This window comes from Neobacillus drentensis, from assembly GCF_021560175.1.
Classification (GTDB): domain Bacteria; phylum Bacillota; class Bacilli; order Bacillales; family Cytobacillaceae; genus Neobacillus; species Neobacillus drentensis_A.
Genome location: NZ_CP091110.1, coordinates 5,935,001 through 5,949,109, shown reverse-complemented (window position 1 = coordinate 5,949,109; position 14,109 = coordinate 5,935,001). Strand labels below are relative to the sequence as shown.

Here is a 14,109-nt window from a genome sequence, read left to right as displayed (position 1 = left end):
TTGATGTAGCGTTCACCCGACCCTTTACACTTGATGTAAGAATTTCAGAGGGGTGGACGTTCATGAGTATAGCAGCTATAAAGGCAAGCGAGGAAAATAATGAGGTTGAAAGAAAAAATCTTCTTCTTTATGCGGCGGGGAAGACCATATCCGTATTTGGCACGGCCATTTACCAATTTGCGATGGGCCTATATGTATTAAAGTTGACGGGCTCAGCGTTAAGCTTCGCGGCCACTCTTATTTTGGGAATTATCCCAATGGTGATCATCAATCCGTTTGCTGGTGTCATCGCCGATAAGTTCAATAAAAAGAGATTAATGGTATCCACGGATCTGTTAAACGGGATGCTGTTAGTTTTCGTTTATGTGTTCAGCCGTATTTTTGGATTAACGCTGTTGCTTATTTATGCAGCTACCCTCCTGATGACAGTGTTTAGTACCTTCTTTGGGGTGGGGATGGAGTCGGCCAAACCGAACATCGTAGCGGAAAAAAGGTTGATGAGCATAAACTCGGTCGGTAAGGTGATTGATTCGGTATCTTCGATCATGGGACCGATGTTAGGGGGAATGGTATTTGCATTTGTTGATATACGAGCGTTTATTCTCATTAATGGGATTTCCTTTCTCCTTTCCGGCGTTTCAATCCTGTTGATTAAGTTTACGTCCTGCCAAGATTCGGAAAGAGATGGCCAGTTAAAAGGGAAGATCGTTTTTATGAAGGAAATCAAGGATGGATTTTATTATTTAATGGGGAGGAGGAAAATCCTGAATTTATTTATTCTGCTAATTTCTTTGAATTTTTTTCTCGGTTTTGCTGTAATGGTTCCCATCCCCTATATAATGAATACGATTTTCCATATTGGGGCCAAGGAGATTGGAATCATCGAAGGTGCATTTCCTGTCGGGATGATTTTAGGAGCGTTGCTGGTTAAAAAAATCATTAAAAGGGTTCTTTATTCCAGTTTGCTTCGATATTTAAGTGTAGCTTTGTCTCTACTCATGGTCATTTCAGGGATTCCGCTTATGATGGAAGGATTCAATGATTTTTGGATTGTTAACTTTTATAGTCTGGTTATGTTTCTCTTTGGGACCGTCGTGGCACTGATAGATATTCCATTTTCCTATATTATGCAAAAAGAGATTCCTGATGAATACAGGGGCAGGGTACTTAGTATCGGCATTAGTATTGGGAAGGTGCTCCTGCCTGTAGCTATGGTATCTTCAGGATTTCTTTTGAGTCATATGCCAAGTTATCTTGTTCCTATATTAGGCGGGGGGCTGTTCTTTCTTTGTTCTGTTAAAAATACGGCAAGGAGAAGGATTCGGTTGGAAGAGGTTAAGGAAATAGAATAGTATTATAGAATATACTCCTGAATCTGCCCGAATGGGGTAGGGATTCAGACACCAGTGTTCTGAATCCCTGCTGTCTTGCTCGAAAAGCTTAAGATAGAAATAAATAAATAGAGTTACTTATAGAGAAGGGGCTGGAATCATGATCCAAGAAAAAACATTACATATTCTCAATGGGCAAGCTATGTACAATTTTTACATAGAGACAGATTTTCTTAAAGGGGAATTAATGGTCCCGTTTAACGAAGCGATGTGTTATGGAAGTACGTGTAACGATTTATTCTCACCAGAATTCATTGATATACGTGCAAAGGTTCATCATGTAAGGCGGCAACAATACACGGAGCATGCGATTAAGCCATTGCTTCCTCTTATAAATAAAGAGTTTACGAACATCGTTTTATGGTTTGATGCGGATATGTTCTGTCAAATCAATCTTCTGACCATTCTCGCTTGGTTAGACATGGCCGATTATAAAGAGGATATTGATATCCATATAGTCGGGGATCAGTTTGAACCTGTTAGCCACTTTAGAGTAGCGGCCAAGGGGTATCAGGCTATGTACGACCAAGTTTTGATTCATAAACGCTTACCTGACCAGATCGAGCTAAGCCCTTTAAAAAAGGGGATTGAGCTATATTTAAACTATCTTAATCATGACAGTGACTTGATGGTTTATATACAAGCGCATCAAGATATGTCAGAAAATGAACTTGTTTTAGCGCTAATCGACCAATTTACCGGAGATTATGGTTTAGGTGATACACAATACTTAGAGATCATAAAAGCCCAGCGTCAAACAAAATAAATATCTATTAAATAGAAATTTTAATTGAATAATTAGAATACCTCACTTAAGATAATTAAAAGAAATAGAAAAAAATGTAAATGAGGTATTTATGTTGAAAAAGTTTTTTAAGGTTGGCATTCCGTTTGCTCTTTTACTAGGATTTACGTTAGGTTCGGCAGGGGAGTCAGAGGCTGCAACAAAGATTGTGGTTTTCAAAAATTGTACAGAGTTGAATAAGGTTTACAAAGGCGGAGTAGCTCGTTCAGCCTCCGTAAAAAACAAAGGTGGTAAGACGTACTTCAAACCCTTTGTTTCACAAGCTCTTTATGATGCAAATAAAAAGAGCGACAGAGATAAAGATTTAATCGCCTGTGAGCGATAAAAGGAAAAGGGAAGATTCTAAACAATGGAATCTTCCCTTTTCTACTTCTTTGGTGTTACAAATGGTGCCTGTCACCGTTCCTCATCTTATCACAGTACGAATCTTGCCCTCGCCGGCGCCCTGCGGCCTTATCCCAAGTAGACAAGGTCCTTCAGTTCATCCGTTGACAGCTCGGTGAGCCAGTTTTCACTTGTGATGATTTGGTCATTCAGGAATTGCTTCTTCTCGAGCATGGCGTCAATCTTCTCTTCGAGTGTTCCGGTACAGATTAACTTATGGACATGGACAAACCTCGATTGGCCAATCCGGTAAGCACGGTCGGTTGCCTGGTTTTCAACAGCCGGATTCCACCAGCGGTCGTAGTGGATGACATGATTGGCGGCCGTTAGGTTTAATCCGGTTCCGCCCGCTTTCAACGACAATAGGAAGACAGGAAACTCGTGATTTTGGAACCGTTCAATCATGGTATCACGCTGCGTTTTCGGGACACTTCCGTTCAGGAACGGCACCTCGATACCAAACTTTTTCTTCAAGGTACTGCGAATCATTTCGCCCATTTCAATATATTGGGTAAAAATCAAGCAGCTCTCGCCTTGATCCAAGACCGCATCAACCAGTTCAACTAGTTTCTCCATCTTATTCGAGCGGTCGAGCAGCTCGCGGCCAACTGCCTGTTCCTTTAAATAGAGAGCAGGGTGATTACATAGCTGCTTCAAACGAGTCAGCATCTGTAAGATTAACCCTTTCCGTTCAAAGCCGGATAACTTCTCTATTTCCGCAAACGTATCGTGGATTAGCTGCTCGTACAGTGATGCCTGCTCTGCGGTAAGCGGGCAGTACTCCTTCTGTTCCAACTTATCAGGCAGATTAAGGGCAACTTCTTCATCTTTTTTCGTCCGGCGCAACAGGAATGGACGAATCAATGATTGAAGCTGTTGGACTTTTTCTTTCTTTTCATCCTTTTCAATCGGGATGACAAACTTCTTCTGGAACTGCCCCAAGCTGCCAAGATAGCCATGGTTAGTGAAATCAAAGATGGACCATAACTCGGAAAGCCGGTTTTCCATCGGAGTTCCGGTCAAGGCAATATGGTGATGGCCGCGCAGTCGCCGTACGGCCTTCGATTGTTTTGTTTGAGCATTCTTAATGTTTTGCGCTTCATCAATCGCAATGGAACTCCACACCATCGATTCAAACTCCTCCGAATCAAGATGACTCAATCCATAGGAAGTCAACACGACATCAGCATCTTGGACCCGTTCCGAAAAGCCTTCTTCTTTCAGACGGTTCGACCCATAATGAAGATACACGTTCATCTCCGGAGCAAACCGCTCTAATTCTTTCTGCCAGTTCCCCAACACAGACGTTGGACAAATAATCAGCGCCGCTTTCGTAGGAACCTTCGCTTTAGGGGCAGAGTCTGCATCAACAGCCGTTTTCCTTTTCTTTGTAGTACTAACGGTGTCAGGCACCATTTCTAATGTATCCTCGTTTTTTACCTTCAATAGGTAGGAGATGAGCTGGACAGTTTTACCGAGGCCCATGTCGTCGGCGAGAACGGCGCCGAAGCCGAACTGGCGCAGGAACCAAAGCCAGCTCATGCCGAGCTGCTGGTAGGGACGAAGCTCACCCTGCAGCCCTTCAGGTACAGTCTCGAGCGGTATTTCATGGACCTCCGACAGCATTTTGACCATCTGTTTCCATTGGCGGTTCAACTCAATCTGAATCTTCGCAAATGCCTTTGGATTTTCTAACTCTTCTTCCGTATCTGTCGACTCAACCAGTTCCTGCTCGAGCAAATCACGGACATGCAAGCCCTCTTTTTCCGCCCGTTTCATCAAATCCTGAATCTGCCGAATAAACTGCGGGTCAAGTTTCACCCAGCGGCCGCGGATAAACACCAATCGTCGCTTCTCCTCGACAAGCTTCCCAAACTCATCTTCCGACAAATCCACACCGTTCATCGAAAAGCGCCAGTTGAAATCAAGCATTGCCTGCAGTCCTACAAAGGACGGCCGATGGCTGGAAGATCCCTTTAGTGATGCTTTCACCTTCAAGTTGGCATTCTTCATCGCCTGCCACCAGGACGGAAGAAGGATTTCAACATCGAGCGCAACCAAGGTTTCACTTGCGTCGGTTAAAAACATCCAGGCCTCTTCCTCGGTAAGGTGGGTCTTAAAAAAGCCATCCTCCTCCAGCCATGGAATTAACCGGGCCCAGCGGATCCGTTCTTGATCAACCTTATCTAAAAATGGCTGCCACCTCGCAGGAATCTTTCTAACTCCCTCGACATCATAAATTTCATCGGTATTCTTCTTGCTGCGCAAAAATACATCCAGGATCCAAGCGCCCTCGCCATCTAGGGGTTCATCAAGCCGGAGCCCAATTGTAAACGGTGTGTCGCTGTCCTTAATGCCAACCCATTCGAGCCAGCTTTCTTCATCAAAATAGCGGGCGAGCTCGACCCCTGAAATATTTTGTTTTCTTAACAGATCCAGCTTTGGACCGAAAAGCTCTTTCATCGCAGCGTTTCTGGTTAAATAAGCATCAAGTGCCCCATTGTATAAATCAGAAATGTAGTCTTTGGTTGTACCGAGCTCTCTCTCGACGCTGACCAATGGTTCGGACTCTTCCTCGATGGATTGTTCCCAAAAGGAAGAGTCAAATTCTTCCTTGACCCGTTCCGGCAGCTTCCAGCGGAAGTCACCATGCTCCCACACGGAGAAATCCGGAAGCCAATCCTTTTCGACAATCCCTTCATAAAGGGTCAATGCGGAAGCAAGACAAATCTCAGATTGCTCATTCCAGTCCCAGTCAATAAAACGATTGAAGGACTCTTTGGCAAACAACGAGACCAGCTGCCAGCCGCTCACAACGATTCCTTCCACATCGTTCACCGTTTCTGTTTCGAGAAGGGTGCCGAAGAAGCTTTCTTCATGGCTGCTAAAAACGAGGTTTTTCCACCTGAACGGATTCATATAAGAACCTTGTTCGTTCTGGGCCGTCAACAGAAAGCGGCCATCCTCTAATTTAGTTGTCAGTAATTTGATAAACCTAGTTTTAAGCATAGATAATGTACCCCTTTAACTTGGAACCCTTGGTTATATGAAAATATCCATGCATCATGCGTGGACAATCAAAAAATAGTAGTAAAAAGTTCATCTGTAAAAATCCATATTCCTATATTATACCCAAAAATTTGTAGTTAGAGGAGTCAGGAGCATGAAGTGTTTATTTTTCATTTTGATTTCCTGGCGAAGAAGGGGATAAATGTTCAGCCCCAATTTTGAAATCATTAGGAAAGAAAAATTAAAAAAGGACTTCTGCTTAGGAAGTCCTTGATTTTTAGGCTCTAACACCGTGATCCGCCTTTTGGGCAGAACGGTTTTTTAGTGTTTTAACGATATTGGCAGTGAATAGCAGGGTGCCAATCACAACGGCTAGAGAACCGATAATCATAATTGGCAAAGCGGCTGAAACACCGAAGGTTTCGAGAACCAATCCAATCACCATCACGGGCAGACCGATGTTATGTAACCAAAAATGTGTTTTTGCTAATTTTGTACTAGCAGCAAAAGGGAAAAATCGAATAAATGATTCCAAATAAAGCAGTTGACACCCAGCCTAATAAGTTAATATGAGGGTGAGTGGAAGTTAACCTAAAGTCATGGACAATACCCATGGACATTCCAACTAAAACCCCAAATGAAAAATAAACCGCTGCAATCTTAATAAGCGTTTTTCCAATTTTCTTTCCTTTTCCCCCTGTTGATTGGTTTATATGTAGGACGTACTGCTAAATTATAATCCAAATAGCACTATAGTAATGGCAAAAAAGCTTATTTAATGCTATTTTTCTACAAAAAAGGTCCTATTAAGGGATTATTCTAGAACTTTTGATAGAGAAAAAGTAATTTAAAAGGAAGAGTCAAATAGTTTCTGCATTTGACAATCATTGATTAATGTAATAGAACGATTTCAGGCAAAGCTAGTTATTGACTATGGAGTCAATGGCAAAGAAAGTGAACAAACTAAACAATAATTTTAGTCGATCAACTCATTAAGAAAGGTGAGTAGATAAATGGTTTCAAAACGACAAAGAGACATCGTGTTGTTTTTAATGAAGGAGAGAGAACCTGTTACGGCAGAATGGATGGCAAAGGATCTTGCAGTGAGTGACAGAACGATTCGAACCGAGATCAAAGAACTTCAATCACAAAGTTCATCATTAGGAATCAATATTGAATCGGTTCGTGGCAAAGGATATATATTAGATATAAAGGAATATGACTTGTTTGAAAAGGAGTTTAATCCGCATCCGAATGATGCGATCGATCATCATCAATCCGATTTTTCCGAACAGACAAATCGGGTTCTGTATATATTAAAACGATTTTTTTTAGAAAAGGAACCAATAAAATTAGATAGTCTCGAGGAAGAGCTATTTGTTTCCAAGCCTAAGCTTCAAAATGATTTAAAAATTGTCCGTGAAATATTGGAAAGCTATGATTTGAAGCTAGTTTCAAGACCCCATTATGGTACGCAGGTTGAAGGCGATGAATATATGAAGCGGCTATGTTTTTCAAATTATATTTTAAGTCGGAATAGCAGCCTAAACATTGACAGTCTGTCTTTTCAGCTTTTGGATCAACAACTGTTTGAAAAGATAAAGGGAACGATCATAAAAAAAGTGAATGAATACAAAATTGAGATATCTGACATAGCACTTGAAAATTTGGCAACCCATATTACCATTGGATGCAAAAGAATTGAAGAGGGATTTGTCATCGAAAACCTGGAGCACGATTTAACAGGAAAATACCCCTTTGAAAAAATAGTGGCCAATGATATCGTCAAAGAAGTAGAGGAGTTTACCGGCTTAAAATTTCCAAAAGCTGAGATTGATTATATTATTGTCCATTTGTTGGGGACAAAATTAATTCATAAGAATACGCTGAATGAATTTAGTAAATTTGATGAATTAGGCACCATTATACATTGCATGCTGGATAGATTAAAAACCGAATTAAATTGGGATTTTTATGACGACTCGGAATTCATTCAAGCGTTGAGTTTACACATTCGGCCGGCGATGAACCGTCTGCGCTACAACATGAACATTCGGAATCCGTTATTAGACGAAATTAAACGGAAATATCCCAGCGCCTTTGAGGGTGCTGCCATTGCAAGCAGATGCATCGACAAATATTTGGAGATTGAGGTAGGAGAACACGAAATAGCTTATATTGCCTTACATATCGGTGTGGCACTAGAAAGAATGAAGACAAGGAATAAACAGACGAAACGGGTCATGGTAGTGTGTGCTTCTGGTGTTGGAAGCGCAAAGCTTCTGTTTTATCGTTTGCAGAATGAATTTAAAGATGAATTGGATATTGTGGCTACCACCAATTATTATCAATTAAAGGAGTACGACCTATCCTCGATTGATTTTATTATTAGTACGATTCCAGTAAAAGAAGATATCGGCGTTCCGGTACAAGTCGTCAATACCTTTTTAGGAGAAAGTGATATTGCAAATATCCGGAAGGGGTTATCGCCTGTACTAGAGTATGAAGAAGAGAATTATTTAGATGAATCCAGAGTTTTTATTCATAAAGAATTTGAGGATAAAGAAAGTGTCATCCGGTTTATGTGTCAGGAATTATACAAACAAAAACTCGTCTCCAAAGATTATGTAGATTCAGTGTTGGAAAGAGAGGCGCTCGCCCCAACCAGCTTTGGAAATCTTGTGGCCATCCCACATCCACTTACACCGGAAACGGAGGAAACAATTTGGACTGTATGCACATTAAAGAAGCCTATCGAATGGGCCGACAGACATATGGTTCAATTTATCTGTTTGTTAAATATAAGAAAAGTACCGAATGGGGATGACCTGGAAAGGATGTATCAAAGGCTCCTCGCTCTACTTGAGAACAGTACAAAGGTCCAAAAAATTTTAAAAAGTGATTCAGCTGATGAAATTATAAAGATTTTAAATGAGTCTTAAATGATTCAAAACCCGAGGCAATCGTCTGTTTAACGAGAATTCACCTGAGAAGTCAGTGGATTGAGATAGACAAGTATGCTGCTAATGCTGAAAAAGTTTAATAGGGAAAAGAATGAGGGGTACCAAAGGGTACCCCTTTTGGGTTATGGGCATATTATCAAAGGATAATGATTTTGCATAACAATGACTTCATTTTATGTGTCTATCTACTTTTCCGTTGGTAACGGAAAAATCCTTTCTGTAAAATAAACCGTTTTCAACATAAACTATAAACAGGTGATTACCTCACTCTTAAAACAACTGCAAAATGTTCCAGTTTGGATGAATTGGCCAATTGTTTTTCAAAATAACTTTTATGAATAATGGGAGGAATAAATCGATGAATATTTTATTATGCTGTGCTGCAGGAATGAGTACTAGTTTATTGGTGACCAAGATGGAAAAGGCAGCCCAAGAACAAGGGCTAGAAGGGAAAATCTGGGCGGTCCCAGCTAATGCAGTCAATCAACACATTGACAACGCTGATGTTCTTCTTTTAGGACCACAGGTTAGATATCTACTTTCAAATATGAAAAAGCTGGGTGAAGAAAAGGGTATTCCGGTGGATGCAATCAATCCAATCCACTACGGTACGTGTAATGGTCCAGAAGTATTAAATACAGCTATAAATCTAGTGAATAATAAATAAAGATAATCAAAGGGGAAAAAGAAAATGAGTAAATTCAACACCATATTAGAAGAGAAAGTTATGCCTGTTGCAGGGAAGATTGGTGCGCAAAGACACTTATTAGCTCTTCGAGATGGTCTAATTGCGACTATGCCATTCATTGTTATTGGTTCATTTTTCTTGATCCTGGCTAACTTGCCTATTCCAGGTTATGCTGATTGGATGACTTCTATATTCGGTCCAACCTGGGCAGCTAAATTAAGTTATCCAGTAGATGCAACTTTCAATATCATGTCAATTATTGCAGCGTTCGCGGTTGCTTACCGACTAGCAGAAGGCTATAAGCTCGATGCGATGAGTGCGGGTGCGATTTCAGTTGCTGCTTTCCTATTAACAACACCATTCAGTTTCATGTTTACTCCAACTGGAGCTGAAGACGGAGTTTTGGTTACTGGTGCGATTTCAAAAGCGTTCTTGAGCAGTAAAGGGTTGTTTGTTGCGTTACTCTTTGCAATTATATCAACAGAAATTTATCGTTGGGTCGTCAAAAAGGATTTTGTTATTAAAATGCCAGCGGGTGTACCGCCAAGTGTTGGTAAATCATTTGCAGCTTTAATTCCAGGATTTATTGTTCTTCTTGTGGTTTGGGTAATCCGTTTACTTGTTGAATTGACTCCTTACGAAAGTATCAACGGCTTGGTTACAACCCTTTTAGGTGACCCACTAAAAATGGTAGGTCTAACTCTAGGAGGATCCATTGTTGCTGAATTATTCGTAACGATATTATGGGCTACTGGATTACACGGTACAAACATCGTTAAAAGTGTAATGGAACCAATTTGGTTCGGTGCGATGGGTGACAATATGACAGCATATCAAGCACATCAACCGCTGCCACACATTGTTACACAACAATTCTGGGATAACTTCGTCCATATCGGTGGAACAGGTGTAACAATTGGTTTGGTTCTATCAATGGTAATGTTTGCTAAATCCCAACAAATGAAAAGTCTTGGTCGTTTGGCATTTGCTCCTAGTATCTTTAACATTAACGAACCATTAATCTTTGGTATGCCAATCGTGTTAAACCCAATCATGATCATTCCATTCGTTCTTACCTCAATCGTTACCGTTATTGTAACATTCCTTGGGATGGATATGGGATTGGTCGCAAAGCCTTCCGGTGTTGCAGTACCATGGACAATGCCGCCAATTATCTCAGGATATCTTGCTTCTGGCGGACATATTTCAGGAGCCATCATGAATTTAGTTAACATTGTTATTTCATTCGTCATCTATCTTCCATTCTTCAAAATATATGATAAAGCGAAGAAGAGAGAAGAAGATGCGATGAACGGAAATGGTAAGAAAATCGCATAAGACTGACTGGGCATTAGTTTGGCTAGTGCCCTTCTTTTTACATTTAATAGGAAGGTCATTCGCCTTTTGACAGTGTGAAAAATCATCTTGAATGAAATGTTAGAAACATACAAAACTAACTACCACAGTTTTTAATCGTAAATACAACTAGATTTTAATAATGACCCAAATGGGCAGGAGAGAGGAATGTCCTTTTCCTAGTAATCATATGAAAGGCTGTTAATTATGAATGAATTAATTATGAATAAAGAAGAACTTTACAATCTTGCATTTCAATTAATCCTTCATGCAGGGAATGCAAGAAGCTTGGCGATGGAAGCCATGCAGGAAGCTAAAAAAGGTAATTTTGATGAAGCAGAAGCAAAACTAACAGAGGCAGATACTGCCTTCAATGAAGCCCATCATGTTCAAACAGATTTAATCCAAAAGGAAGCTGGTGGATCGAAATTCGAACTTCCTCTTATTATGATCCATGCACAAGACCATTTGATGACCTCAATGACCCTTAAAGATTTGGCCAGAGAAATTATCGATTTGCATAAACTTCTCAAAAAAGCCTAAAACAAGTCCTTTTCTATTAGGATAAGAAGAGATAAACATTATGGAAAATCAGAATAGTTCAGTGGGTTTGGCAGATTTGAATCGATAACTGAAAAATGTCTGTCCATTCTTTAAATAGCCCAATTTATTTTGGGTTTTTTTTTTAAAGGCTCTTTTCGTAAACTTTGTTGCTTTTGTACCTGATTAAGGAACAAAAACTTACGTTTAAGGGCAATTTTCACAAATGTTTTTATGAAAAGATACCACGATGCAACGGGTCGATTAACTTTTACGAAAAACAAAAAGTTATGCGAAAATAACCTTTATTAAAAATGATTTAGCGTACTATATGCAATCATATTAAGGTTGACTTCCGTTTACCATTTTGAAAGGATATGAACTTTTATGAAAAAAACATTCCCGGAAAATTTTTTATGGGGTGGAGCTACAGCTGCTAACCAATATGAGGGTGGATATAAAGAAGGTGGAAGAGGGCTCGCGACAAGTGACTTCATTACAAATGGTTCCGCAGAGCGTCCGAGAAAAATTACAATCCAGTTAAAAGATGGTACCAAAAAAATGGTAAACCGACGACCTACTGGGAATCCGAAAGTGGACACGATCCCAGAAGGCGCATCAGGCTATATTGATGAAAATATTTATTATCCAAGCCATAATGCGGTTGATTTTTACCACCATTACGAAGAAGATATTGCCCTGTTTGGAGAAATGGGTTTTAAGTGTTTTCGGCTGTCTCTTAGTTGGTCCCGTATTTTCCCAAAAGGTGGAATCGATGGGGAAGAACCAAATGAGGAAGGGCTGAAATTTTACGAAGATGTTTTTAAAGAGTGCAAAAAATATAATATCGAACCATTAGTCACTCTTTATCATTTTGAAACTCCTGCTTATTTGGCTGAACATTTTAATGGCTGGGGCGGACGTGAGACGATTGATTGTTTTTTAAGAATGTGCAAAGAGGTCTTTACACGATATAAAGATTTAGTGAAGTATTGGATTACTATTAACGAAATTAATGTATTAAATGGTTATGCTTTTATGGGAACAAGAGAGGCTGATTCAGAGGTGCGTTATCAAGCAAAGCATCATATGTTTGTTGCGAGTGCCCTCGCCAATAAGCTTTGTCACGAGATCAATCCTGATGCAAAGATTGGCTGTATGGTTGCATTAAGCTGCATATATCCGAAAGATTGTAAGCCTGAAAATGTATTTGGAGCTTTGGATTATCGAAGAGGAGCTTTGATTTATTCTGATGTCATGATGAGGGGATATTATCCATCTTATGCTGACCGCCTTTTTGAAGAGATGGGGGCAACCATAAAAAAGCAGCCAGGGGACGATGAAATAATCAAGGCGAATCCTTCAGATTTCTTATCATTTAGTTATTACCGCAGCAGTGTGTACCATACTGAAATTGTTCAGAATACCGATACCGGCGGCCAAATGGGGGACGCAAATCCTTTTGTTGAAAAAACGGAGTGGGGCTGGGCGATTGACCCTATTGGGCTAAGATACACCTTATCCGAACTTTATGACCGGTATCAAAAACCTCTTTTTATTGTTGAAAACGGAATGGGAACGATTGATAAACAGGATAAAAATGGATATGTAGAGGATGATTATCGAATCCAATATTTCCGAGATCATATTGCAGAAATGAAAAAGGCAGTTACCTTAGATGGTGTTGACTTAATGGGCTATACACCATGGGGATGCATTGATTTAGTTTCAGCAGGAACTGGAGAGATGAAAAAACGATATGGCTTTATTTATGTTGATCTGGACGACGAGGGAAATGGAACATTAAAAAGAACAAAGAAAAAATCATTTGATTGGTTCAAGAAAGTGATTGCAACGAACGGAGAAGACCTAAGTTTATAGATTAAAATCAAGATTAGCAAAACATAAAAACAGGTGCTAAGCATCTGTTTTTAATTGTCTGCTAGATATGACAATTAATTAGGTAGTAGTAGTCAGATACCGGCCATATAAATTAAATGCTAATAATAGAGTGATTTTTTTTGTAAAAGAGTGTTGACTTATAGGTTGGTTATTTGTTATATTAATATGCGTCGCTAAGGCGGCAAGGTTAACTTAAAAAAGTAGTTGACTTTTACAAAACGAAATTATATAATAGATTTCGTTGTCGTTAATTAAAGCGATGGATTGTTCTTTGAAAACTAAACAAACAAAAACGTCAACAAACAATAATATTCATTTCTTATGAAATGAAGCCAACGTTTTAAATTATGAGCTAAATCAACTTTCATGGAGAGTTTGATCCTGGCTCAGGACGAACGCTGGCGGCGTGCCTAATACATGCAAGTCGAGCGAATCAATAGGAGCTTGCTCCTGTTGGTTAGCGGCGGACGGGTGAGTAACACGTGGGCAACCTGCCTGTAAGACTGGGATAACACCGGGAAACCGGTGCTAATACCGGATAATCCTTTTCCTCTCATGAGGAAAAGCTGAAAGTCGGTTTCGGCTGACACTTACAGATGGGCCCGCGGCGCATTAGCTAGTTGGTGAGGTAACGGCTCACCAAGGCGACGATGCGTAGCCGACCTGAGAGGGTGATCGGCCACACTGGGACTGAGACACGGCCCAGACTCCTACGGGAGGCAGCAGTAGGGAATCTTCCACAATGGACGAAAGTCTGATGGAGCAACGCCGCGTGAGCGATGAAGGCCTTCGGGTCGTAAAGCTCTGTTGTTAGGGAAGAACAAGTACCGGAGTAACTGCCGGTACCTTGACGGTACCTAACCAGAAAGCCACGGCTAACTACGTGCCAGCAGCCGCGGTAATACGTAGGTGGCAAGCGTTGTCCGGAATTATTGGGCGTAAAGCGCGCGCAGGCGGTCCTTTAAGTCTGATGTGAAAGCCCACGGCTCAACCGTGGAGGGTCATTGGAAACTGGGGGACTTGAGTGCAGAAGAGGAAAGCGGAATTCCACGTGTAGCGGTGAAATGCGTA

The 14,109-nt window shown here is 40.5% G+C and carries 9 protein-coding genes, 1 rRNA gene and 1 pseudogene (1 of these 11 running past the window's edge); 9 read left to right on the top strand and 2 right to left on the bottom strand.

The window, feature by feature from the left end:
* Positions 1-62 precede the first annotated feature (62 nt).
* From L1999_RS28050 to L1999_RS28040, 3 genes are all read left to right on the top strand, one after another.
* A complete protein-coding gene (locus tag L1999_RS28050; RefSeq protein ID WP_235741516.1) occupies positions 63-1,352 on the top strand; it encodes an MFS transporter in 1,290 nt (429 codons plus the stop codon).
* A gap of 139 nt (positions 1,353-1,491) precedes the next feature.
* On the top strand, positions 1,492-2,157 hold the full coding sequence (locus tag L1999_RS28045; protein WP_235741515.1) for an AraC family transcriptional regulator: 666 nt from the start codon (positions 1,492-1,494) through the stop codon (positions 2,155-2,157).
* A gap of 94 nt (positions 2,158-2,251) precedes the next feature.
* Positions 2,252-2,521 (top strand): excalibur calcium-binding domain-containing protein, encoded by a 270-nt coding sequence (locus L1999_RS28040; protein WP_430540057.1) that lies wholly within the window; start codon positions 2,252-2,254, stop codon positions 2,519-2,521.
* A gap of 128 nt (positions 2,522-2,649) precedes the next feature.
* Here L1999_RS28040 and L1999_RS28035 read toward each other — a convergent pair whose 3' ends face one another.
* Both L1999_RS28035 and L1999_RS28030 read right to left on the bottom strand, forming a co-directional pair.
* The gene (locus tag L1999_RS28035) at positions 2,650-5,589 is read right to left on the bottom strand and encodes a DEAD/DEAH box helicase (protein ID WP_235741513.1); all 2,940 of its coding nucleotides are present in this window, start codon (positions 5,587-5,589) and stop codon (positions 2,650-2,652) included.
* A gap of 277 nt (positions 5,590-5,866) precedes the next feature.
* Positions 5,867-6,269, bottom strand: a pseudogene (locus L1999_RS28030) (cytochrome-c oxidase).
* A gap of 333 nt (positions 6,270-6,602) precedes the next feature.
* On the opposite strand from L1999_RS28030, the gene L1999_RS28025 reads away from it, so the two are divergent.
* From L1999_RS28025 to L1999_RS28000, 6 genes are all read left to right on the top strand, one after another.
* Positions 6,603-8,531 (top strand): BglG family transcription antiterminator, encoded by a 1,929-nt coding sequence (locus L1999_RS28025; protein WP_235741512.1) that lies wholly within the window; start codon positions 6,603-6,605, stop codon positions 8,529-8,531.
* Between the two features lie 379 nt (positions 8,532-8,910).
* On the top strand, positions 8,911-9,219 hold the full coding sequence (locus tag L1999_RS28020; RefSeq protein WP_235741511.1) for a PTS sugar transporter subunit IIB: 309 nt from the start codon (positions 8,911-8,913) through the stop codon (positions 9,217-9,219).
* A 24-nt stretch (positions 9,220-9,243) separates the two neighbouring features.
* Positions 9,244-10,578, top strand: coding sequence for a PTS cellobiose transporter subunit IIC (gene celB / locus L1999_RS28015; RefSeq protein ID WP_235741510.1), 1,335 nt, complete (start codon positions 9,244-9,246; stop codon positions 10,576-10,578).
* A 225-nt stretch (positions 10,579-10,803) separates the two neighbouring features.
* Positions 10,804-11,139 (top strand): PTS sugar transporter subunit IIA, encoded by a 336-nt coding sequence (locus L1999_RS28010; RefSeq protein ID WP_275677280.1) that lies wholly within the window; start codon positions 10,804-10,806, stop codon positions 11,137-11,139.
* Positions 11,140-11,523: 384 nt separating this feature from the next.
* On the top strand, positions 11,524-13,017 hold the full coding sequence (locus L1999_RS28005; RefSeq protein ID WP_235741509.1) for a family 1 glycosylhydrolase: 1,494 nt from the start codon (positions 11,524-11,526) through the stop codon (positions 13,015-13,017).
* A 384-nt stretch (positions 13,018-13,401) separates the two neighbouring features.
* Positions 13,402-14,109 (top strand): 16S ribosomal RNA (locus L1999_RS28000) (it continues 842 nt past the right edge of the window).

Excerpts from the sequence above, each read along its gene's own strand:
- L1999_RS28050 (WP_235741516.1), top strand. The coding sequence starts at position 63 with ATGAGTATAGCAGCTATAAAGGCAAGCGAGGAAAATAATGAGGTTGAA.
- L1999_RS28045 (WP_235741515.1), top strand. The coding sequence starts at position 1,492 with ATGATCCAAGAAAAAACATTACATATTCTCAATGGGCAAGCTATGTAC.
- L1999_RS28035 (WP_235741513.1), bottom strand. The coding sequence starts at position 5,589 with ATGCTTAAAACTAGGTTTATCAAATTACTGACAACTAAATTAGAGGAT.
- L1999_RS28025 (WP_235741512.1), top strand. The coding sequence starts at position 6,603 with ATGGTTTCAAAACGACAAAGAGACATCGTGTTGTTTTTAATGAAGGAG.
- L1999_RS28020 (WP_235741511.1), top strand. The coding sequence starts at position 8,911 with ATGAATATTTTATTATGCTGTGCTGCAGGAATGAGTACTAGTTTATTG.
- celB (WP_235741510.1), top strand. The coding sequence starts at position 9,244 with ATGAGTAAATTCAACACCATATTAGAAGAGAAAGTTATGCCTGTTGCA.
- L1999_RS28010 (WP_275677280.1), top strand. The coding sequence starts at position 10,804 with ATGAATGAATTAATTATGAATAAAGAAGAACTTTACAATCTTGCATTT.
- L1999_RS28005 (WP_235741509.1), top strand. The coding sequence starts at position 11,524 with ATGAAAAAAACATTCCCGGAAAATTTTTTATGGGGTGGAGCTACAGCT.